The organism is Haloarcula sediminis, from assembly GCF_035656455.1.
Taxonomy (GTDB): Archaea; Halobacteriota; Halobacteria; order Halobacteriales; family Haloarculaceae; genus Haloarcula; species Haloarcula sediminis.
On sequence record NZ_JAYMGA010000001.1, the window covers coordinates 1,020,357 to 1,041,244 of the forward strand.

18 protein-coding genes and 1 rRNA gene are annotated in these 20,888 nt (G+C 68.9%); 8 read left to right on the top strand and 11 right to left on the bottom strand.

The annotated features are described in order from the left end of the window. The first annotated feature begins 269 nt into the window (after positions 1 to 269). Positions 270 to 446 carry a DUF7331 family protein gene (locus VJ162_RS05540; protein WP_324662933.1) on the top strand — a complete coding sequence of 59 codons (177 nt, stop codon included), beginning with the start codon at positions 270 to 272 and terminating at the stop codon, positions 444 to 446. 49 nt (positions 447 to 495) lie between these two features. Further along, entirely contained in the window at positions 496 to 3,330 is a 2,835-nt protein-coding gene (locus VJ162_RS05545; RefSeq protein WP_324662934.1) for a DEAD/DEAH box helicase, read from the top strand. A 117-nt stretch (positions 3,331 to 3,447) separates the two neighbouring features. On the opposite strand, the gene VJ162_RS05550 is transcribed toward VJ162_RS05545, so the two are convergent. Continuing rightward, positions 3,448 to 4,074: a zinc ribbon domain-containing protein gene (locus tag VJ162_RS05550; protein ID WP_324662936.1), complete on the bottom strand. Its 627-nt coding sequence runs from the start codon at positions 4,072 to 4,074 to the stop codon at positions 3,448 to 3,450. A gap of 197 nt (positions 4,075 to 4,271) precedes the next feature. On the opposite strand from VJ162_RS05550, the gene VJ162_RS05555 reads away from it, so the two are divergent. From VJ162_RS05555 to VJ162_RS05570, 4 genes are all read left to right on the top strand, one after another. Further along, positions 4,272 to 5,342 carry a Brp/Blh family beta-carotene 15,15'-dioxygenase gene (locus VJ162_RS05555; RefSeq protein ID WP_324662937.1) on the top strand — a complete coding sequence of 357 codons (1,071 nt, stop codon included), beginning with the start codon at positions 4,272 to 4,274 and terminating at the stop codon, positions 5,340 to 5,342. A gap of 28 nt (positions 5,343 to 5,370) precedes the next feature. After that, the gene (locus tag VJ162_RS05560) at positions 5,371 to 6,894 is read left to right on the top strand and encodes a phytoene desaturase family protein (protein WP_324662938.1); all 1,524 of its coding nucleotides are present in this window, start codon (positions 5,371 to 5,373) and stop codon (positions 6,892 to 6,894) included. A gap of 63 nt (positions 6,895 to 6,957) precedes the next feature. After that, positions 6,958 to 8,712, top strand: a complete 1,755-nt coding sequence (locus VJ162_RS05565) for a MutS-related protein (protein WP_324662939.1) — start codon at positions 6,958 to 6,960, stop codon at positions 8,710 to 8,712. A 106-nt stretch (positions 8,713 to 8,818) separates the two neighbouring features. After that, positions 8,819 to 9,121: a hypothetical protein gene (locus VJ162_RS05570; protein ID WP_324662940.1), complete on the top strand. Its 303-nt coding sequence runs from the start codon at positions 8,819 to 8,821 to the stop codon at positions 9,119 to 9,121. Positions 9,122 to 9,210: 89 nt separating this feature from the next. On the opposite strand, the gene VJ162_RS05575 is transcribed toward VJ162_RS05570, so the two are convergent. From VJ162_RS05575 to VJ162_RS05605, 7 genes are all read right to left on the bottom strand, one after another. Next, positions 9,211 to 9,549, bottom strand: a complete 339-nt coding sequence (locus tag VJ162_RS05575; RefSeq protein WP_324662941.1) for a hypothetical protein — start codon at positions 9,547 to 9,549, stop codon at positions 9,211 to 9,213. A 143-nt stretch (positions 9,550 to 9,692) separates the two neighbouring features. After that, the gene (locus VJ162_RS05580; RefSeq protein ID WP_324662943.1) at positions 9,693 to 9,830 is read right to left on the bottom strand and encodes a hypothetical protein; all 138 of its coding nucleotides are present in this window, start codon (positions 9,828 to 9,830) and stop codon (positions 9,693 to 9,695) included. Positions 9,831 to 9,950: 120 nt separating this feature from the next. Further along, on the bottom strand, positions 9,951 to 11,147 hold the full coding sequence (locus tag VJ162_RS05585; RefSeq protein WP_324662944.1) for a hypothetical protein: 1,197 nt from the start codon (positions 11,145 to 11,147) through the stop codon (positions 9,951 to 9,953). 39 nt (positions 11,148 to 11,186) lie between these two features. Continuing rightward, the gene (locus tag VJ162_RS05590; protein ID WP_324662946.1) at positions 11,187 to 12,287 is read right to left on the bottom strand and encodes a zinc ribbon domain-containing protein; all 1,101 of its coding nucleotides are present in this window, start codon (positions 12,285 to 12,287) and stop codon (positions 11,187 to 11,189) included. Between the two features lie 49 nt (positions 12,288 to 12,336). Further along, positions 12,337 to 13,602 (bottom strand): PP2C family protein-serine/threonine phosphatase, encoded by a 1,266-nt coding sequence (locus VJ162_RS05595; RefSeq protein ID WP_324662948.1) that lies wholly within the window; start codon positions 13,600 to 13,602, stop codon positions 12,337 to 12,339. A gap of 2 nt (positions 13,603 to 13,604) precedes the next feature. Next, positions 13,605 to 14,837 carry an FHA domain-containing serine/threonine-protein kinase gene (locus VJ162_RS05600; protein ID WP_324662949.1) on the bottom strand — a complete coding sequence of 411 codons (1,233 nt, stop codon included), beginning with the start codon at positions 14,835 to 14,837 and terminating at the stop codon, positions 13,605 to 13,607. 47 nt (positions 14,838 to 14,884) lie between these two features. Continuing rightward, a complete protein-coding gene (locus VJ162_RS05605) occupies positions 14,885 to 16,069 on the bottom strand; it encodes a vWA domain-containing protein (protein ID WP_324662950.1) in 1,185 nt (394 codons plus the stop codon). Positions 16,070 to 16,184: 115 nt separating this feature from the next. On the opposite strand from VJ162_RS05605, the gene VJ162_RS05610 reads away from it, so the two are divergent. Beyond that, the gene (locus VJ162_RS05610) at positions 16,185 to 16,613 is read left to right on the top strand and encodes a CopG family ribbon-helix-helix protein (protein ID WP_324662951.1); all 429 of its coding nucleotides are present in this window, start codon (positions 16,185 to 16,187) and stop codon (positions 16,611 to 16,613) included. Positions 16,614 to 16,681: 68 nt separating this feature from the next. Here the strand turns inward: VJ162_RS05610 and VJ162_RS05615 are convergent, their stop codons facing one another. Continuing rightward, on the bottom strand, positions 16,682 to 17,323 hold the full coding sequence (locus VJ162_RS05615; protein WP_324662953.1) for an alpha/beta hydrolase: 642 nt from the start codon (positions 17,321 to 17,323) through the stop codon (positions 16,682 to 16,684). A 119-nt stretch (positions 17,324 to 17,442) separates the two neighbouring features. Next, the gene (locus VJ162_RS05620) at positions 17,443 to 18,279 is read right to left on the bottom strand and encodes a VOC family protein (RefSeq protein ID WP_324662954.1); all 837 of its coding nucleotides are present in this window, start codon (positions 18,277 to 18,279) and stop codon (positions 17,443 to 17,445) included. 95 nt (positions 18,280 to 18,374) lie between these two features. Between VJ162_RS05620 and VJ162_RS05625 the strand changes: the two genes are divergently transcribed. Next, positions 18,375 to 20,447 carry a beta-glucosidase gene (locus VJ162_RS05625; RefSeq protein ID WP_324662956.1) on the top strand — a complete coding sequence of 691 codons (2,073 nt, stop codon included), beginning with the start codon at positions 18,375 to 18,377 and terminating at the stop codon, positions 20,445 to 20,447. Between the two features lie 107 nt (positions 20,448 to 20,554). Here VJ162_RS05625 and rrf read toward each other — a convergent pair. Then, positions 20,555 to 20,677: ribosomal RNA gene (gene rrf / locus VJ162_RS05630) — 5S ribosomal RNA — on the bottom strand. Positions 20,678 to 20,888 lie beyond the last annotated feature (211 nt).

Here is a 20,888-nt window from a genome sequence, read left to right on the forward strand (position 1 = left end):
GGCCAGTGGTAAGCCGCGTGACTGTTTCGGCGTCGGTCCGTGGTACCCCCGCCGTGTAAGGGTATGGCAGGCGTACCACCGTCGCGCGGACGGACACCCGTCGAGGGGGTGAGCGGCGACCCGTCGCGGCGCGGAAGGCGGTTCCGCGGGGAGGGAAGCGGCGATTGCGACGAGTAATACCTCCCTACGTTGACCGGTCAAGCAGGTAACATTCCCGTTACCGCACAGCTATACCGTCCGGTCGACTAGCTGTTCACAGACAGCTATCAATGGTCACCAGAACGAGCGAATCAGCCGACGGACAGTCGATAAGCACCCCCGAACAGGACGATTACGAGCGGTATAACCACATTACGACCGAGACCGCCGACATCATCTACGACACGCAGTGTGACAACGCCTGGATTCAGGCTACCGATGCGGTGCAGCTCGAAGAGTGGCAGTAGGCCGGGCTCGACACAGTGTACTTAACGCTGTAGCGGTTACGAGGGGTCGATGAGCAACGGGGCAATAGAGGGCCGAGACGCGTTCACCGAGCTCGGTGACGACCTCAGAGCGGCGCTGTCAGAGCGGGGGTTTTCCACGCCGACCGAGCCACAGCGGAAGGCCGTTCCGACTCTCGCTCGCGGTCGGGACGCCCTCGTCGTCGCGCCCACCGGGACCGGCAAGACCGAGACGGCGATGTTGCCGGTCCTCGACGTGCTGACCGAGTCTGACGACCGCTTTGGCATCGGCGCGCTGTACATCACGCCGCTTCGGGCCCTGAACCGCGACATGCGCGAGCGCCTGGAGTGGTGGGGCGAGACCCTCGGGCTCGACGTCGACGTACGCCACGGCGACACCACGGACTACCAGCGGAGCAAGCAGGCCGAGGACCCACCGGACGTGCTCGTCACCACGCCCGAAACGCTACAGGCGATGCTCACCGGGTCGAAGCTCCGGGTGGCCCTGGAAGACGTAGACCACGTCGTCGTCGACGAGGTCCACGAGCTCGCCGCGGCAAAGCGGGGGGCACAGCTGACCGTCGGGCTCGAACGGCTCCGGGAAGTGGCCGGGGCGTTCCAGCGCATCGGGCTCTCGGCGACCGTCGGTGACCCCGACGCTGTCGGGCAGTTCCTCACCGGCGGACGGCCCTGCTCGATAGTCGAGGTCGACATCGGTAGTCGCCTCGACGTCTCCGTGGTCCGGCCACAGGTCACCGACCGCGACGAGCGCCTCTCCAGCGAACTCGTCACGGACGCCGAGACCGCGAGCCACGTCCGCTTTATCGACGACCTGATAACCGACCACGAGTCCGTGCTGGTGTTTGTCAACACACGCCAGACAGCCGAGGCGCTTGGCTCGCGGTTCAAGGAACTCGGGACCGACCTGGGGGTCCACCACGGCTCGCTCTCGAAGGAGGCCCGAATCGAGGTGGAAGACGCGTTCAAGCGGGGCGAACTGGACGCGCTACTCTGTACCTCCTCGATGGAGCTTGGCATCGACGTGGGCCGGGTCGACCACGTCGTCCAGTACGGCAGCCCGCGGCAGGTCTCCAGACTCGTCCAGCGGGTCGGCCGCGCGGGCCACCGCCGCGACCAGACGTCCAGCGGGACCGTCGTCACGACCCACGCCGACGACACGCTCGAAGCGCTGGCCATCGCCAGACAGGCCCAGGCGGGCGAGGTCGAACCCGCCGAGATTCACGACGGGAGCCTCGACACCGTCGCAAACCAGATAGCCGGGCTCGTCATGGACACCGGCGAGGTCCGGGCGATGCAGGCCTACGAAGTCCTCACGCGGGCCTACCCGTTCCGGGACCTCGGCGAGGAGCAGTTCAAGGCCGTCGTCCGCGAACTCGCCCAGAGCAACGTCGTCTGGCTCGACGAGGAGCGGGACACCCTCGAAAAGCGCCGGGGGACCTGGCAGTACTTCTACCAGAACCTCTCGATGATACCCGACGAGGCGACCTACGACGTAGAGGACGTGGCCTCGGGGACACAGGTCGGGACCTTGGACGAGCGGTTCGTCGTCAACTTCGCCACGCCCGGCGAGGTGTTCGTCCAGCGCGGGGAGATGTGGCGCATCACGACCATCGACGAAGAGGAGGAGACCGTCACCGTCTCGCCCATCGAGGACCCCGCGGGCGAGGTCCCCTCCTGGACCGGCTCCGAGATTCCGGTCCCGAGAGCCGTCGCCCAGGAGGTCGGGGAGCTCCGACGCGTCGCCGGCAGCCAGCTACAGGACGGCGCGCCGGTCGAGTCGGTCGCGAGCCACGTCGCCGCCCGCTACGACGCCGACGCCGACACCGTCGCGGACGGGCTCTCGCAGCTGTCGGGTCACGAGGGGCCGATTCCGGACGAGGACACCGTCCTCGTGGAGTTCCACGGCCGCGAGGTCGTGGTCAACGCCTGCCAGGGCCACAAGATAAACGAGACGCTCGGGCGGGTGCTGTCGGCGCTTTTGGGCCAGCGAGCCGGCTCGTCGGTCGCCATGGAGGTCGACCCCTACCGCATCGAGCTTGAGATTCCGCGGGGGATTACCGCCGGCGACGTGGTCGAAGTGCTGGAGGAGACCGACCCCGACCACATCTCCGCGCTGGTCGAGTTGAGCCTGAAAAACGCCGACGCCCTGAAGTTCAAGCTGGCCCAGGTCGCCACGAAGTTCGGCTCGCTGAAACGGTGGCGCGGTCGCGGCTCGACCGACTTCGGCCGCGACCGCCTGCTGGCAGCCCTGGAGGACACGCCGATGTACGAGGAGGCCCTGCGGGAGGTGCGCCACGAGGACCTCGCCGTCGGGGCGACGGCCGACCTGCTCGCGGACCTCCAGTCCGGCCGGGTCGCCCTGGAGACGGTGAGCGAACACACGCCCATCGGGACCGGCGGCCGCTCCTCGGGACGGGAGCTGCTCTCACCGGAGAACGCCGACGCCTCGGTCATCCAGACGGTAAAGGAGCGCATCCAGAGCGACCGCGTGATTCTCCTCTGCTTGCACTGCAAGGAGTGGGACCGACGCCAGGAGGTCGGGCGCGTGCGCGACCAGCCCGAGTGCCCCGAGTGTGGCTCGACCCGCGTCGCCGCGCTGAACCCCTGGGCCGACGAGGTGGTCAAAGCGGTCCGGGCCGACGACAAGGACGACGAGCAAGAGAAGATGACCGAGCGGGCTTACCGGTCGGGGTCGCTCGTCCAGACCCACGGCAAGCAGGCCGTCGTCGCGCTCGCGGCCCGCGGCGTCGGCCCGCACAACGCCGCCCGCATCATCAACCGCCTGCGCGAGGACGAAGACGAGTTCTACCGGGACATCCTCAGACAGGAACGTGAGTACGCCCGCACCCAGTCGTTCTGGGACTGAGTGGAACCGAAGGTTCCACGAGGGTCGGAGGGCGCTTTGCGCCCTCCGGGACTGAGCGAAACCACAGGGTTCACCAAGGACGAAAGACGCGAAGCGTTTTCGGGACCCAGACCCGCTTCAGCCGTCGTCCCCGGGCGCCTCGTCCTCACCCTCGATACCCGCCCGCTCGTGGAGCGGGCCCGGCTCCCCGCGGGCCTGTCGGGCGGCCCGTCCGGCGACGCGGCGAGCCAGCAGGAGCGCGAACACTGCCGGGAGCGCAAGCGCCCCGACGACGAGCCCGGCGTTGCCCGTGACTACCGACGACCCCGGTGACACCGCGTCGTAGCCGACGGCGAGGACCACGGTACCGATACCGCCGACCACGAGATACAGCCCACGGGAGAGCACCGCGCTCGGGTTCGGGAGCCGCGAGAGGGCCGCCGCCGGCAGGAGCCAGCCCGCCAGCCCCAGCCCGACCAGGACCGCGAGCGGGAGGTCGCCGACGGCGATAACCGCCGCGTAGACGACCAGCGGGGCGACGGCGATGCCCAGCGCCAGTCCGGTGAGGACGACCGCCCAGCGCGGCGCCGTATTCACCTCCGAGTCGAAGGCCGCAGCCATCCGCTCGTCGAGCAGGTCGGCCACCTCCTCGGAGACCAGCCGCTCGCCGCAGTCGGGGCAGGTCGGGACCGGGCGCTCGATGTCGACGCCACAGGCCGGACAGGCCAGCACACCGTCGCCGCCCGTCTCGTGGCCCTCGTCCATGGCCGCCCGTTTTGCTGCCAGGGGCTTGAGTGGTCCGGCTCGCGCGGGTCTGTCCGCCCGGCCCACACCAGCGGCCGTCAGCTCGGTGTCCCTGACAGTCAGTAGCCTCGGGCTACCGGCCGAGAGCCTGCGGTGACTGGCACGTACCCATTGGTTTGGGTCTGCGTTTCATGCCGGTTCGGGACCAACCGTCGGGTATGGGCTACACACGTCGCTTCGGGCGTGACCGCCTGGTCAGCGAGACAGCCGGTGGCACGCCGCTGACGGTGTCCCGTGTCGCGCTGCTTGTGTTGATAGCCGGGTTCGCAGCCGGCAGACTGGCCGGACTGAGCGTGTCGCTGCGCGTCCAGGCCGGTGTCTACCTGCTCGGGATGGTGGCGATGAACCTCCCCCATGGGGGGTACGAGCACTTCGAGAACCTCAGGCGCCGCGCCGCGTCCTTCCAGCGGGGGTACGTCGGCGCGTACCTGCTGTCGGTCGCACTCTTCGTCGGGCTCCTGTTTCTCGCCCCGGTGGCCGGCCTGGCGCTCGCGGTGAGCGTCGCGATGGCGAAAGGCGGCCTGGGCGGCGTGAAAGCCATGGACGCGCTGTCGGGTACCGACCACCTCCGAACGGGGCCCCAGTGGTGGCTCGCCGCGGCGGTCCGCGGGGGCGCGGTGATGGTCGTCCCCATGGTGTTCTGGCCGGAGGTGTTCTACGCCTTCAGCACCATCATGGTGAACATCTTCGAACCCGGCGCGCTGGCCGGTGTAGCCGGCGACTTCGGCACGAGGCGGCTCGCCCTCGGGGCCGGCTACGGCGCCTTACTCGTCACACACCTCGGGCTGGGCTACTGGCGGTCGGCGGGGACGGGCTCCTTTCTCGCCGACGCCGCCGAGACGCTCCTGCTCGTGGCGTACTTCGCGGTCGTCCCCGTCGTCATCGCCGTCGGGCTGTACTTCCCGCTGTGGTACTCGGCCAGACAGGTCGCCCGGGCGACGGCCGTCGACGACGAGCCCGGGGACGCCGGCGGCTGGCTCGACTTCCTCGACGCCGACGACCCCCGACTGGTCGCGATGGGCGCGTGGGGCGTCCTCATCGCCGGCAGCGTCGCCACGTTCGGGCTGGCGGCCCTTGTGTGGACGCTCGCCCCGCAGCCGCTTGGCGGAGCCAGCCTGCTCCCCGGCCTGGTAGCGTTCTGGAGCATCTTCGTGAGCATCATCGCGCTGCCACACGTCATCGTCGGCGGGCTGGCGGACCGCGAGCGCGGTATCTGGTACGTTCCCTGAACTCCCATACGGCTCCTGACACAGACCGATGATAGCTGATACACCGCTTACCGACGAGAGCGTGACTGTCGTCGGCGGTGGCGTTGGCGGGCTCTCGGCGGCCTGTACGCTCGCCGACGCCGGCGCGGACGTGACCGTCATCGAGCGGACCGACTCGCTGGGCGGGGTCACCGGCCGGCTGGAGCTCGGCGAGTTCACGTTCGACACCGGCCCGTCGTGGTATCTGATGCCCAACACCTTCGAGCGGTTTTTCGACCACTTCGGCCGGTCGGTCGAGGACTACTACGAACTTACCCGGCTCGACCCGCAGTACCGGGTCTTCTACAAGGACGGCGACCGGCTCGACGTCGAACCCGACCTTGACCGGATTCGGGCCGTCTTCGAGTCCTACGAGGACGGCGCCGCCGACGCCCTCGACGACTACCTCGCCGAGGCGAAACGCACCTACGAGGTCGGGATGGACCACTTCGTCTACGAGGACCGCGCGCGCTGGCGCGACCTGGTGGACCCGAGTATCCTCAGGGCCGCCCCGGCGCTGACCCACCTCGGGCCGATGCAGGAGTACGTCGCCAACCACTTCGACCACCCGAAGCTCCAGCAGCTGCTGCAGTACACGCTGGTCTTTCTCGGCGGCTCGCCCCGCAACACCCCGTCGCTGTACAACCTGATGACGCATGTCGATTTCGAACTCGGCGTCTACTACCCCGAGGGCGGGATGTACAGCCTCGTCGAGGCCCTTGCCGCCCTGGGTCGGGAACTGGGCGTGAGCTATCGGACCGGCACGGACGTGACCGGGCTCGACCCGGTCGCGGGCGGCCTGCGCGTCGTAACCGGCGACGGCAGCCACACCGCCGACAGCGTCGTCGCGAACGCGAACCCGGCCCACGTCGAGCGCGACCTGCTCGACCCCGACCAGCACGACCGCGAGCCAGGCTACTGGGACGGACAGACCTACGGCCCGTCGGCGTTCCTGCTGTATCTCGGCGTCGAGGGCGACGTCGACCCGCTGGCCCACCACAGCCTCGTGTTCCCGGCCGACTGGGACCCCCACTTCGAGCGTATCTTCGATGAGCCGGCCTGGCCCGAGAACCCGGCGTACTACCTCTCGGTGGCGTCGCGGACCGACGACGCCGTCGCCCCCGACGGCCACCACGCCGTCGTCGTCCTCGTCCCGGTCGCGCCCGGACTCGACGACGGGCCGGAACGTCGCGCGGCGGTTCGGGACCGGATACTCGACGACCTCGCCGAGCACACAGGAGTCGACCTGCGGGACCGCATCGTCGCCGAGGAGTCGGCCTGCGTCTCGGACTTCGCCGACCGCTACCGGACGCCGGACGGCACCGCCCTCGGGCTGGCACACACGCTCGACCAGACCGGGCCGCTGCGGCCCTCACACCATGCGCCGGGGGTCGAGGGGCTCTACTACGCCGGTGCGTTCACGTCGCCGGGGGTCGGCCTGCCGATGGCCCTGATAAGCGGCGAACACGCCGCGGAGGCGCTGGCCCGCGACAGGAACCGGTCGCGGCTCGACGGGCTGGCCCCGAACCTCTGACGACACCGACGGCCGGACCCGTCGGTGAGAACAACTAAACCGGGGCCGCCCGTCGGCTCGCGCATGCGACTGGAGGAGTACTGGGGTATCGGGCCGAAGACGTCCGAGCTACTGACCGAGGAGCTGGGCGTCGAGCGGGCCATCGAGGCCATCGAATCGGCGGACACGCGGACGCTCACGGCGGCGGGGCTCTCGCGAGGGCGGGCGACGCGCATCCTCCGTCGGGCGACCGGCGCCGAGTCGATGGACCTGCTTGCCACCCGGGACACCCGCGACGTGTACAAGGAGCTGCTGGACCTCGCCGAGGAGTACGCCGTCACCGCCGACGCGGCCGACCGCGTCCGCGTACTGACGCCGCTGCCCACGCGCGAGCGGATGACCGAGCGCCTGGACGACGTCCTCGCCGCCAGGGACACGTGGGCCGGTCTCGCCGACGCCGACCAGCGGGCGATACTGTCGGCCTTTGCCGACCACGACGCGGGCGGCGAGCGGGCGGCCGTCGAGACGGCGCTCGCCCTGCAGGCCACCGGCGTGGACTCAGGCGTCTTCGAACGGGTGGCGGCCCTCGACGGCGACGCGCTGGACGACGCCCGGGCCGCGTTGGCCGGGCTCGCGGGCGAGGGCGACCGCGTGGGCGAGGGCGCAGACGAGGAGTTAGACCGGCTTCGCGACCGCCACGGTCAGGTCGAGGACCTCGCGGCGTCCGCGCCGGACGTGGTCGAGGCGATCAAGGAGGGCGCCCGCCGACCCGACGAGTTCCAGGACGCGCTGGTCCGTCACGTCACCGGCGAGACGGGCATCGAGGCCGCTCGCGTCCGCGACGCGATGCCGGAGGGCGCCACCGACGCGCGGGACTTCGTCGACGCCGCGCTCCGGGAGCTGCGGCGCTCGCTGCGAACCGCCGTCGAGGAGCGGGAGACAGCGGTCGCCGAGGAGCTGAGCGAGGCCCTGGCGGACGCCCAGCCGACAATCGAGGCGGCGGTCACGGCCGTCGGGGACCTGGCGCTTTCGGTGTCGCTGGCCCGCTTCGCGCTGGCGTATGACCTCCGCCGGCCGACCTTCGTCGACCGCGACACCGTCGCCGTCAAGCGGGCCCGGAATCTCACACTCGCCGACACCGACGGCGTCCAGCCCGTGACCTACGCCGTCGGCGACCACACCCTCGACGTCGAGCGGGCGAACGCCCCGCCGACCGGCGACCGGGTAGCGGTGCTGACCGGCGCGAACTCCGGCGGGAAGACCACCCTGCTGGAGACGCTGTGTCAGGTCCAGCTGCTCGCCCAGATGGGGCTGCCCGTCCCCGCCGAGGCCGCCGAGGTCGGTATCGTCGACACTGTCGTCTTCCACCGCAGACACGCCTCGTTCAACGCCGGCGTGCTCGAATCGACGCTTCGCTCGGTGGTCCCGCCGCTGTCGGGCGACGACCGGACGCTGATGCTGGTCGACGAGTTCGAGGCCATCACGGAGCCGGGGTCGGCCGCGAACCTGCTGCATGGCCTCGTGACGCTGACCGTCGAACGCGGGGCGCTTGGCGTGTTCGTCACGCACCTGGCGGCGGACTTAGAGCCCCTGCCCGAGGTCGCCCGGACGGACGGTATCTTCGCCGAGGGGCTGGACCCGGACCTCGAACTGCGCGTCGACTACCAGCCCCGGTTTGGCACCGTCGGCAAGTCCACCCCGGAGTTCATCGTCTCCCGGCTGGTCGCAAACGCCGGCGACCCCGTCGAGCGCAGCGGCTTCGAGACGCTGGCCCAGGCTGTCGGCGAGGAGGCCGTCCAGCGGACCCTCTCGGACGCGATGTGGACCGACGACGCCTGAGACCGCCCAAACACGCGCTACCGCGAGTTCCGTCAGTGTGTCACAGCCACAGTGTGAGACGCCGTAAGCCAAGGGTTCAGGTAGGTGGGGGACGAACGTGGGCGTGATGATACAGCGCTTTCTCCCGTTTGGCTACGCGTGGATGGTCGTACACGGGCTGCTCGCCGTCTTCCTCCCGAAACAGGCCATCAAACTGAACGGCAAGCTCCTCCTGCGAGGGTACGACAACCCCGGCGACCTCGAACCGAAAGACTGGTACGTCCGCTCGACCCGCATCTCCGGGCTCGGGATGCTCGTCACCGGCGTCACTGGACTGCTGGCCGGCCAGCTCGCCGAGGAAGACGACGACGAAGAGCCGGCAGAGCTGTCGGACGGTTCGGACGACGACCCAGTCGAGCTCGACATCTGATACGGCCGGCTGTGAGTTCGTAAAGACAGTCGCCACCCCGGGTGGCGAGTTCCGTCAGTTGGTTACAGCCGACAGTATGCGGCCCGCGACTACTCCTCAACGAGATCGACCCGTTCGACCTCGTTGACCGCCGTGATACCGAACCCCTCGGCGAGCAGCGTCGCGACCACCGAGCCGGGGTCGGAGTCCACTGGGTCGCCGTCGGCCCCCTCCGGCAGCTCGACGACCAGAGTGACATCGGTGTCGACGCGGATGTCGGTGTGCCCCGGGCGCACGCTCGTCACCCGCTCGACCAGCACCGTCTCGACCGCGTCGACGGCGGCGAGCACACCGGCGACGCCGCTGGTGAGGTCTTCGGTCCCGCCGCGGGGGACCCGCAGCGAGACGTCGGCCGATGCCTCGACGGTGGTAGTCGCATGGAGCGACATAGGCCGACGGCCGGAGTCGAACCGGTCCAGAGGAGCCCGCCAGCCGGGCCCGCCGGCACGCTGGCCACTGTCGACGGTGACCAGCACAGAACGATACCTCGCCGCAGTGGGCGTCGGTCGACGCCGTCCCACGGGTCGGCGGGTTACCGGGCGGGCAGGAACTGGCGGGCGAGAGCGGCGCCGACCCGACCCGGAGAACCGTCCCCGCCGAGAGCGGGCCTGTGGACCACCTGCTCGGCGACGGCGGCGGGCGCGTGGTGGGTCGGGGTGGCGTAGCTCATCTGAGACACCGAATCAGCCGCACTGACGTATAGAATTCTTCACCCGGGGACATATTAAATATATTGTACGTTTGGTATCGAATACCATATCCGCGGGGACGCGGTGAGGAGCGCGGACGGTCAGCGCCGGAGTCGCTCGCCGCAGTTCGGGCAGAACGTCACTGATTCGCGGGGAATCTCCTCGCCACACTCGCCACACTCGTCTCCGGAACCGGTCGCCCCGTCGGGCGAGAAGATCGCGGTGTCGTCGATCCAGCCGTCGTCGTCCGTCTCCCCGTTGGCGTCCGCCACGGCCGCCATCGAGCTTGCGTCGTCCGGAGCCGACTCGTCCGCTGTGAACACGCGAGTGTGCGAGCCGTCGTCGGGCTCATCGGTCGTCTCCACGGACTCGCTCGTGTCCGCAGTGTCCGCGGCCGGTTCGTCTGTCGCGGGTGCAGACGACGGGTCCGTGGTCGCCGAGTCAGACCCCTCGACAGCGGACGGGGTCGGCGGTCCGGGCCGCGAGCTGTCGGCGACCGGCGGCATGATGGGGTAGCGCTGTTCGGCCCGTTTTGTCGGGGTCGAGAGCGGTGCCCGCGACCTGACCCGAGCGGCGACCAGCGTCTGTGCGAGGAGATACAGTCCCGACAGCAGCGCCGGGACGGCAACCAGCACGCCCAGGGCCGTCCCCGACCCGATGCCCGCGGCGCCCAGCCCCGTCTCGACGACAGCGGCGACACCCGCGCCAGCGACCAACTCGCCGACCGTGCCCGGCAACCGCACCGCGTGGACGAGCCAGGCGGCCCCGAGCGCCAGCGCGCTCACCGCCGACATCGCCGTAAACAGCGGTTTCGGGGAGAAGCTGTAGACGCGCCGGCCGAAGGCCACTGTCCGTACCAGCAGGTGGACCCCCGCGAGCGCCATGACCGCGAGAACGGGCGTCCGGGGCCCGACGACGAGCGCGGCGGCCGTCGCCACCAGTACGAGAACGCCCGGTAGCGCCGGCAAGACCCCGGGGTGGTCGATGCGATACTGGGACACGAGATTGCCGTTCACGTTCGAGAGCCGTCGGTCGAGCAGCCACGCGGCGACCAGCGCGGGCGCGAGCAGCCACGCGACCGTCGCGAGGGCGACCACACCGGTCACCGTCACGGGACCGACGGTCGCGAGGCCACTCGCGGCGAGCCCCGGCGCGAACGCATCGAGCGCGAGCCCCGTCGTGACCACCCACGCCCCGAAGGCCAGATAGCCGGCGAGACCGCCGGCGACGAGCCACCACTCGGTAGCGAGCACAGCGACGGAACGGCGCAGTTCCACGGCAGGGGGGTGGTCCGACATTACCTGGGAGTCTCCCTGTGGGCGCTTAGTTCGTGTGGCTCAGGGCGTCCCGACGGTCACCGAGGCGACACCCGAAAGCTCGAGTTCGTCGCCCGGCGCGACAGGCTCGCGGTCGCCCTTCTGCAGCGTGGCCCCGTTGAGCTGGGTCGGGTTGTCACCCAGGTCCAGCAGGTAGAAGCTGTCGCTCTCGCGGACGAACCGAACGTGTTCGCGGTGGATGCGGACGGCCTCGTCGTCCGGTCGCCCGGCGTCGGTGAGCGCGGCGCGTATCTCGCGGCCGACCGTGTCGCCGTCGTCGACGTGTATCTCTCTGCCCTCGATCTCCAGAACGAGCGACTCGGGGACCGTCTCCGACCCGTCGTCGGTGTTGGTTTCGGGCGTCCCGCTGTCGCTCCCGCGGTGGGCGTCTAGGTCCTCGCCGCAGTTCACACAGAAGTTGTCCTCGGGTTCGACGTCGGTGCCACAGGCAGGGCAGGCGTCGAGTTCCGCCTCGCCCGGCGAGACGTCCGAGACGTCCGTCCCGCACTCGGCACAGAAGTTGACGTCGGCGTCGAGCGTGACCCCGCAGTCGGGACAGTCGATAGTGTCGGCCTCGACTTCGTCGGCGCTTTCGTCGGCTCCCTCGCCCGCGGCTTCGGTGTCGTCGGCCCCACCCGCGTCGACCGCCCCGGGACCGTCCTCGTCGGCCGCATCATCTTCCTCGGTGTCGTCGACCGCGGCCCCGTCCGCGTCGTCCGTTTCGGTACCGTCTGCAACGTCGTCGGCGACGGCTTCTTCTTCCCCGACGTCTTCGGCCGCGGCCTCCTCGGCAACGTCCACGTCCTCCTCTGGGTCGTCGACGGCGTCGTCGACCCCGTCCGCGCCTGTCTCGGCGTCATCGTCGCCGCCCGACTCCTCGAAGAGGTCGACGGGATCGGCGCCCTCGTCCGCCTGGTCCGGGGCGACGAGCTCCCCGTCGTCGGCCTCCGGGTCGGCCGGTTCGGGACTCCCGTTGTCTGTTGTGCCGGATTCGGTGCTTTCTTCGGTGTACTGCCACTCACCACACTCCGTATTGGTACACCACCCGCCTGCGACCGTTGGGTCGAACTCGTCCCCGCAGATGGGACATTCGACTGATTGGTTGGTGCTCGCGTCTGACATAGTCCTTCATGAGCGGCTTTTACGGGGAGAAATAAAACAGTTCCCCCGCTCACTCTTCGGTTATGATGACAGTATCTCGGTCCGAGAGGTCGACATCGGGGTCGGCCGCCCGGACCGGAACGCCCCCGCTTGGCGTCTCCGGCAGCGTCTCGTCCTCGAACAGCAGCACGGAGATGTTGTCTTTCCCCCCGCGCTCGTTCGCGAGCGTGACGTACTCGGCCGCCGCGTCGTCGAGCGAGTCTGCCGAGAGCAACACGTCCCGTATCTCCTCGTCCGTGACGACCGCGTCGCGGACGGTCTCGGCCATCTCGGCCGAGCGGTCGGCCTCGACGTACTCCTCGTAGAGCTCCGGCGCGTCGGTCTGGGCGTCGATGAGCCCGTCGCTGGTCGCCAGCACGGTGTCCTCGGCGAACAGGCGGACCGAGCGGGTGTCGACCTCGACCATCGCGCGGTCGGGGTCCTCGTGGCCCGACCCGCCCAGCGCCCGCGTTATCTGGTTCCCGTCCGGGTGGACGTGGGCCTCGACGTCGTCTATCTCCCCCTCGTCGGCCCACTCCTCGACGACGGCGTGGTCCTTGGTGAGCGGGACGATCTCCTCGCGGGCGTCGTTGACGAGATAGGCGCGGCTGTCGCCGACCCACCCAAGGTGGAGCCGGCCGTCGGCGTAGACGCCGGCGACGACCGTGGTGTAGGACTGTGTGCCCGACTCGTCGGCATAGCGGATAATCTCGCGGTGGGCCTTGATGATGGCGTTCTCCAGTCCGGTCTGGATGTCCTCGGGGCCGAGCGGCTCGGGCAACACGTCCGGGCTGATGTCGATGTCGAACTCCTCGGGGTGGCTGCGCACGGCGTTGATGGCCACCGGCGCGAGGTTCTCCGCGACGACCGTCGTCGCGATGTACGAGGCCGCGTCGCCCGCGTCGTGGCCGCCCGCGCCGTCGGCCAGCACGAACACCCCAGCCGAGCGGTTGGCCGGCAGCTCCGCCTGCTCGTCGTCGGTCGCCGCCGACCCCGAAGCCCCGGCCTCGTCCCCGGGAGCGTCGTCGTCGGTCTCGTCGTCCGCCTCGGCCTCGCCGATGGCCGCCGCCACGTCCGCCGGGTCGGCGCCCGCCTGGCCGTCGGCCGGCGCGTCGTCGTCCGACGGCGGCTCGCCCCCCTCGCCGCCCGCCGCCCGCTCACGAATCCGTGGCGGCCTCGTCTTTCCCAGATAGCCGTCCCGGTGTCCCTGCTCGAAGACCGTCACCGAGAGGCTGTCTTCGTTGATTCCCTGTCCGCGCTTCCGGTCGCCGATGTCGTAATTCGTTGTGTATCGCATGGTTACTCCGCCTGAAACTGGAACGTGACGCCGTAGGTCGGGTCGACGAGCGAGATGAGGTCGCCGTCGTCCAGCCGAATCGACTCGGGCGGCTCCTCGCCGTTGCGGTCGGTGTAGTCCTCGCCTTTCTTTTTGAGCCGGTTGCGGCCGTCTTCGCTCAGCACTAACTGCCAGCCGGAACCGCGCTGGATATACGTGCCGTTGAGGCTCTGGTCGACCAGGTACCACTCGTCGCCTGCCTTCTCAAATTTCACCTGTACCGACGAGATGTACTCCCCTTTCGGGTCCTCGATGGTGATAGAGGCCGCCGGCCCGTCGGCCCCCTCGCGCCCGATGGTGTCGCCCGGCTCGACGGGGAACTCCCGGTCGGTCTGGACGTACCGTATCGAAGCGGTCGACGGCGGCGTCGGGTCTCTCGCTTCGAGCACGTCCCGCAGCACGGTCGCGTTGCGGTAGCGCTTCCGGTAGTCCGACTGGGTCGCCCGCTCTACGATCTCGGCCAGGTAGTCGTCGCAGTCGGCACCGAAGTCGTGTGGGTTGACGCCGTCTTTCTTCGGGACCGACCCCTTCAGCAGGTAGAGGAGGACCTTCCCGATAGAGTAGACGTCGGACCACGGTCCCTGGCGGACGTCGGTCCGGCTGGCCTCCGCGACCTCGCGGGGCTTGAACGGGCCGAGGATGGTCGTCCCCTGGTTGCCCGTCGACGGGTCGCCCGTCGAGTCAAACGCCGTCGCCGTGTTGAAATCGATGAGCGTCGGGGTGCCGTCCTCGGCGAGCATCACGTTCTCGGGTTTCAGGTCCCGGTAGACGATTTCGTTTTCGTGTAGAAACCCCATCGCGTCGGCCAACTTGATACCGACCTGCCGGACCTCGTCGTCGTCGGTCATCGGCGCGTTGTACTTCTCGACCGCCGAATCGATCTCCTCGCCTTCGACCAGCTCGACCACGAGGAAGGGGACATCCCGCTCGCGGAGGGTGTCATAGAGGTCCATCACGTACTCGTGTCCGCCAGCCGCGGCGATGCGCTTGAGCGTCTCGGCTTCCTTCACGAAGTACTCCTCGATGACGGACTGGTCGTTCTGTGACTCGGTGTAGTTCGGGTACTTCAACACGACCGTATCGCCGGTGTCCCTGTCGGTCGCCCTGTAGGCCTTCGCGAACCCGCCCTTGCCGAGGAACTCTCCGAGTTCGTACCGGCCCGCGATGACGTCGCCCGGTTCGGGTTCCCACGGCATCGCTCAGCCCCCGTCTCGGACGGCCGCGACCCCCACGCGCGGCGCTTTCACTTCTGGATGCCCTCGTCCGTGACTATCTTCGTCGCCCGGCTCTGCTCCTCGCGGCCGCCCTCCATGACAATCTCTGTCTGGCGCTCGGCGGACTTGACCGCCTCCGTGTCCGCGCCGTGGATGCGGGTCATCTGCTCTATCCGGGTCTGGGCCTCCGCGACGTTGCCCTTGCCGAGTTCGGTCTGGATGACGGTCTGTTTGTGGTCGATGTCTATCTCCTCGTTGTGCTGTTGGAGCTTCTCCTCGTCGTCGGTGTACTCCACGGAGAGGGTCGTCGCCGCCGTCTCCCCGCCCGCGGTCAGCGTCACGTCCGCGAGCCGGTGCTCGCCCAGGGGCCGCGCCGGCGCGTGAATCTTCAGGACGACCCGCTGGGTCTCCCGGTCCAGCAGGTCGGGCAGCTTGATGACGGCGCTGTTTGCCTGCCACTCCGGTGTGACTTCCTGTGTCTGGGGCAGGGCGCGGTACACCTCGCTCACTTCGACGCCGTCGGCGACGTCGAGTTCGAGCTCGGCGTCGGGGGCGACGAGGCTGCCGGCCTCCTCGACGGCGTCGCCGAAGAACTGCTCGATGTCGCCGGAGGCCTGCAGATGCGTCCAGTCGCCCCGCGCGACGCTGCCGAGCTTCCGGATAGTTTCGCTACGGTAGTCCTCGCCGATGCCCGCCGATTTGATACGGATGCCGGCGCTGTCTATCTCGCGGGCGAGCGTCTCGAACTCCGGCGGGTCGTGGGTGTTGTCCTTCCCGTCCGAGAGGAGCAACACCCGCCGCGCGGTGTTCTCGTCGGCCGGCAGGTCCCGAAGGGTGTCCGCGGCGGCCTGCAACCCCTGGTACATGTCCGTGCCGCCGCCGGCCTGGATGTCGTGGACCCTCTCGACGGCATCCTCCCGGGAGATGTCGCCCCAGCGGGTCGCGTCCAGTACGACCTCGACCTCGGTGTCGAACGCGACGATAGAGACGTAGTCGTCGTCGCTTAACAGTCCAAACACCCACTCGGCGCCGCCTCGGGCGCGGTCCATGTTCCCGCCCTCGTACATCGACCCGCTCGAATCGATACAGAGCGCGATATGGCGAACGGGCTCGACCTCCTGTGTGCCGGGTTCCACCTCGATTTCGGCTGTCAGCTTGGCCCCACCAGCGGGAACGTACGGTCGGTTCACGTCGGTCACGACGTTCGCTGTCATACTGCTAGGTCCATCTTGAGAGCTAATTATAAGTTTTCCCTCCCCCAGTGGTGAAAATTCCGCAAGCGGCGGCCATTCGATAATCCTTAATAGGATTTGGGTACCTAGTTAATACATGACCGTCGTCAGCGTCTCCATGCCCGAATCGCTCCTCGAACGCATCGACGAGTTCGCCGACGAACACGGCTACACCGGCCGCAGCGAGATAATCCGGGAGGCTAGCCGGAATCTCCTGGGCGAGTTCGAGGACAAGCGACTGGAGGGCCGGGAGCTGATGGGCATCGTCACCGTCCTGTTTGACTACGACACCACGGCCGTCGAAGAGAAGATGATGCACCTGCGCCACGAACACGAGGGGCTTGTCGCCTCGAACTTCCACAGCCACGTCGGCGAACACCGCTGTATGGAGCTGTTCGTCCTCGAAGGGGACCTCGAAGAGATATCCACCTTCGTCGGGAAAATCCGCGCGACCAAGGACACGCTGAACATCGACTACTCCGTCGTCCCCGTCGACGAGTTCGGGACGCTGGCCGATATGGAGTAAGCCGGGCCCCGAACGGAGCGGGACTCCCCGAACAGAGAGAAAGCAGCTCTGAGTAACGCGAGCGACGACTACTCGACCAGCCCGGCGACCAGGTCCCCAACCGCATCGAGCTCGTCCTCGTTGACCCCGTGGCCCATCCCCTCGTAGATGCGCTTGTCCACGTCGCCGTTCAGCAGCTCGAACGCCTCGGCCGTGGCCTCGACCCGCTCCAGCGGGATGTGTGGGTCCACGTCGCTACAGCCGACAAACACCGGCGTCCGCTCGACGTCGCCCTCGTAGCTCGCCGGGTCGACCGTCTCGCCGATGAGCCCGCCCGACAGCGCCACGAGCCCGCCGTACCGCCGGGGGTTGCGCGCGACGTACTCGCTTGCCAGACACGCACCCTGGGAGAAGCCAAGCAGGAGGACGCGCTCGCGGTCGATACCGGCTTCGACGGCCCGGTCGACGGCGTCGCCGACGGCCTGCAGACCCGACGTTCGCCCCGGCTCGTTTTGCTCGACGGGCGACAGGAACGAGTTGGGGTACCAGGTGTTGCGGGCGGCCTGGGGGGCAAGCAACGCCACGCCGTCGCGGTGGACCTCCTGGCCCATCTGCACGATGCTCCGGGCCGTCGCGCCCCGACCGTGGACCAGCACCATCGCCGCTGTCGCCTCGTCCAGTGGCGTGCCGGCGGTGACGAGCTGCTGGTCCTGGTGTGGACCGTCGCTCATGCGGACCTCCCGGCAGTGTCAGGTTCGCTCGCTCGCCGGTACACGGGCACGCGTGTCGCGTTGGAACTCATACCACACTGTAGCGGGCCGACCCATTTGAGTGCCCGGTAACACGTGCGCTACCGGCTCGAAAGCCGGATGTCGATACCGTCCGGGTCGGTCACGCCAATCCCGTCCGCGTTCGCCTCGACAGCGTAACCGGCCCGGTCGAGTCGGTTGCGCGCGGCGTCGACCGTCGCCTCGGTCGGCAGTCGGAGGGCGACCCGGTCGAGTCCGCGGCCGCTCGCCGGTTCGGTCCGCCCGTTCCAGACGTTCACGCCGACGTGGTGGTGGTAGCCACCGGCCGCGAGGAACAGCGCGCCACGGGTGGTCGCCCGCACGCCCATGCCCAGCGCGTCGGCGTAGAAGGCCCGTGCCGCGTCGAGGTCGGTCACCTCCAGGTGGACGTGGCCCACGTCAGTACCGACCGGGACCGCATCGTCCCCGGCCGCCTCGCGGCGAACCGCGCCGGTGTCGAGGGGCTCCGTCGCCATCCGAACCTCACCGTCCGGCGTTTGCTCCCACGCTGATCGGGGCCTGTCTCGGTATATCTCGACGCCGTTGCCCTCGGGGTCCCGACAGTACAGCGCCTCGCTGACGAGGTGGTCGGACGCCCCCGAGAGCTGCCACTGGTCGTCGAGCCGCGCCAGGGCGTCACCGAGTGCGGCTCGCGAGGGCACCCGGAACGCGGTGTGAAAGAGCCCGGCCGCCGAACGGGGTCGCTCTGGCGCGTCCCGGTCTTCGTGGAGTTCCAGCAGCGGCGTCTCGCCGTCGCCCAGCACCGCCCGCCCGCCGTCGACATCGTGGACCGCCAGCCCGAGCACGGACTCGTAGAACTCGACCGTCTCGCTCGCGTCGTCGACAGTCAACGCGACGCGTCCGACACCCGTCTCCGCCGGGAGCCCTTCGCCGTTCATGCGCGGACTTCGCGGGAGAGAGGGATAGCGGTTGTGGCGTTGTATCACAATCCCCCAACGACTTTCGGGTTCCCCCGCGCACCGTCGCTAATCACATGGCCGACATCGACGCGCTCGTCGCCGAGTTGACCCGCGCCGAGAAGCTGTCGCTCGTCCGCGGAGCGAGCGACCCCGAGGGGACTGCGACCGGCTACCTCCCCGGCGTCCCCCGACTCGATATCCCACCGCTCCGGCTCGTCGACGGCCCGCTTGGCATCCGCGCCGAGGGCGAGCGGGCGACGGCGTTCCCCGCGACGCTGGCCACCGCGTCGACGTTTGACCCCGACCTGGCGCGCAAGCGGGGCGCCGCGATGGCCCGCGAGGCCTGCGCCCACGGCCAGGACGCGCTGCTGGCACCCGGGGCGAACCTCGTCCGCGTCCCCCACTGTGGCCGGAACTTCGAGTATCTCTCGGAGGACCCGGTACTCGCCAGCGACCTCAGCCGCGCGCTCGTCGAGGGTATCGAGTCCGAGGACGTCATCGCGACGGTGAAACACTTCGCCGCGAACAACCAGGAGACGGGCCGCACCGCCGTCAGCGCCGACGTTGACGAACGTACTCTCCGGGAACTGTACCTCCCGCCCTTCCGCGCCGCCGTCGAGGCCGGCGTCGGCTCGGTGATGACAGCCTACAATCGCGTTAACGGCACCCACATGAGCGACCACGAGCGCTTAGTCGGCGATGTCCTCAAAGACGAATGGGGCTTTGCGGGCTACGTCGTCTCCGACTGGTACGGCCTCGAATCGACCGTCGGCGCGGCCACCGCCGGTCTCGACGTGGAGATGCCGGGCGTTCCCTCGGGACCCGACGACCCCGACGCGGAGTTCGAGTGGCCCGACGGCATCCCCGACGGCAGCCGCGCCGGCCTGTTCGGCGAGCCACTCGCCGCCGCCATCGACGACGGGGCAGTCTCCGCCGAGCGGCTGGACGATATGGTCCGCCGGGTCCTCGGGCAGATGGCCCGCATCGGGCTGCTCGACGGCTGCGACCGCCCCGGTGAACTGGACAGCGAGCGCCATCGCGACCTCGCGCGGGATATCGCCGCTCGGGGGACCGTCCTGCTGGACAACGACGGCGCCCTGCCGCTTGCCGACGACGACGATGTGGCCCTCGTTGGCCCCCACATCCACGAGGCGAAACTCGGTGGCGGTGGCTCCTCGGAGACGACGCCGTTTCACTCGGTCAGCCCCGTCGACGGCGTGACCGCCCGCGCCGACGGGACCGTCACGGACGCCCGCGGAATCCCGGAAATCGAGTCCGTCTCGCTATTTGACCTCCTGCCGTTCGTCGATTCCGGCCACGACACCCAGGAGGGGCCAGACGACGAACCCTCGCTCGACGCTGCCGTCGCGGCCGCCGAGGACGCCGACGTTGCTATCGTTTGCGTGCGCGACGCGTCCACGGAAGCGCGAGACCGCGACAGCCTCACACTCCCCGGCCGCCAGGACGAACTCGTCGAGGCGGTCGCCGACGCCAACGACCGGACCATCGCCGTGTTGCGCACCAGCGGCCCGGTCGAAACCCCGTGGCGAGACGACGTGGCCGCCGTCGTCGAGCAGTGGTACCCCGGCCAGGCCGACGGCGCCGCGCTTGCCGACGTGCTCTACGGCGACCGCGACCCCGGCGGGCGCCTGCCCGTCACGTTCGCCCCGGAGGGCTCGTATCCGACCAGCGACGAGCGTCGCTTCCCCGGCGTTGACAGCGTGGCCCGCTACGACGAGGGCGTCTTCGTCGGCTACCGCCACTTCGACGCGAACGGCGACGAACCCACCTACCCCTTCGGGCACGGCCACTCCTACACCACCTTCGAGTACCGGGACGCGACAGCCGTCGACGAGACCGCTGTCGAGGTGACTGTGGAAAACGCCGGAGACAGGGCCGGTCGGGAGGTCGTCCAGGCGTACGTTCGACCACCGACTGTGGAGGGCATCGAACGGCCCGAGCGCGAGTTTGCCGGGGCGCAGCCGGTCACACTCGATGCCGGCGAGTCCCGGACCGTTACGTTCGCTCTCGACGAACTCGCCTTCTCGCGCTACGACGACGGCTGGACTATCGACAGCGGACGCTATACGGTCGAGATTGGCCGTTCCAGTGCTGACGTGCGAACGACGGTCGAAGTATACCGATAGTCGATACCGTTGTGGGAAATAGGGAACGACGGCGTTGCCACTCCCCCTAAATACCAAAAGCCCCTCGAAGAGAGATGACTCTCCTCGAGAGGCTGAAAGTGAATGAATGGTGGCGGCGAACCGGGTTTCCCAGAGGGTCGCCCACTCCAGTACTCGCCGGAACGCTGGTGAGCTTATCTTCCGTGTTCGGGATGGGTACGGGAGGCAACCTCACCGCTATGGCCGCCTAACGCTGAGTCGTGGAGTCGAACCACGATGGTATACCGCTCTCAGTTGCAGATGTTTTGTACGTGCGATCCAGTTTGCGCCTGGACTCGTTCAGCGACGAGTAATCGTCGGTGAAGAGTCACAGTGCGTATGATTGTGGCTTTGAGTTGTTAGTGCTCGTGGGCTCAACGTCTCGTTACCTCGACGCGCACACCCCGAGTCTATCGACCTCCT

Excerpts from the sequence above, each read along its gene's own strand:
- VJ162_RS05595 (WP_324662948.1), bottom strand. The coding sequence starts at position 13,602 with ATGCGATACACAACGAATTACGACATCGGCGACCGGAAGCGCGGACAG.
- VJ162_RS05570 (WP_324662940.1), top strand. The coding sequence starts at position 8,819 with ATGATACAGCGCTTTCTCCCGTTTGGCTACGCGTGGATGGTCGTACAC.
- VJ162_RS05545 (WP_324662934.1), top strand. The coding sequence starts at position 496 with ATGAGCAACGGGGCAATAGAGGGCCGAGACGCGTTCACCGAGCTCGGT.
- VJ162_RS05555 (WP_324662937.1), top strand. The coding sequence starts at position 4,272 with ATGGGCTACACACGTCGCTTCGGGCGTGACCGCCTGGTCAGCGAGACA.
- VJ162_RS05615 (WP_324662953.1), bottom strand. The coding sequence starts at position 17,323 with ATGAGCGACGGTCCACACCAGGACCAGCAGCTCGTCACCGCCGGCACG.
- VJ162_RS05600 (WP_324662949.1), bottom strand. The coding sequence starts at position 14,837 with ATGCCGTGGGAACCCGAACCGGGCGACGTCATCGCGGGCCGGTACGAA.
- VJ162_RS05565 (WP_324662939.1), top strand. The coding sequence starts at position 6,958 with ATGCGACTGGAGGAGTACTGGGGTATCGGGCCGAAGACGTCCGAGCTA.
- VJ162_RS05575 (WP_324662941.1), bottom strand. The coding sequence starts at position 9,549 with ATGTCGCTCCATGCGACTACCACCGTCGAGGCATCGGCCGACGTCTCG.
- VJ162_RS05580 (WP_324662943.1), bottom strand. The coding sequence starts at position 9,830 with ATGAGCTACGCCACCCCGACCCACCACGCGCCCGCCGCCGTCGCCGAG.
- VJ162_RS05550 (WP_324662936.1), bottom strand. The coding sequence starts at position 4,074 with ATGGACGAGGGCCACGAGACGGGCGGCGACGGTGTGCTGGCCTGTCCG.
- VJ162_RS05590 (WP_324662946.1), bottom strand. The coding sequence starts at position 12,287 with ATGTCAGACGCGAGCACCAACCAATCAGTCGAATGTCCCATCTGCGGG.
- VJ162_RS05610 (WP_324662951.1), top strand. The coding sequence starts at position 16,185 with ATGACCGTCGTCAGCGTCTCCATGCCCGAATCGCTCCTCGAACGCATC.
- VJ162_RS05560 (WP_324662938.1), top strand. The coding sequence starts at position 5,371 with ATGATAGCTGATACACCGCTTACCGACGAGAGCGTGACTGTCGTCGGC.
- VJ162_RS05605 (WP_324662950.1), bottom strand. The coding sequence starts at position 16,069 with ATGACAGCGAACGTCGTGACCGACGTGAACCGACCGTACGTTCCCGCT.
- VJ162_RS05625 (WP_324662956.1), top strand. The coding sequence starts at position 18,375 with ATGGCCGACATCGACGCGCTCGTCGCCGAGTTGACCCGCGCCGAGAAG.
- VJ162_RS05585 (WP_324662944.1), bottom strand. The coding sequence starts at position 11,147 with ATGTCGGACCACCCCCCTGCCGTGGAACTGCGCCGTTCCGTCGCTGTG.
- VJ162_RS05620 (WP_324662954.1), bottom strand. The coding sequence starts at position 18,279 with ATGAACGGCGAAGGGCTCCCGGCGGAGACGGGTGTCGGACGCGTCGCG.
- VJ162_RS05540 (WP_324662933.1), top strand. The coding sequence starts at position 270 with ATGGTCACCAGAACGAGCGAATCAGCCGACGGACAGTCGATAAGCACC.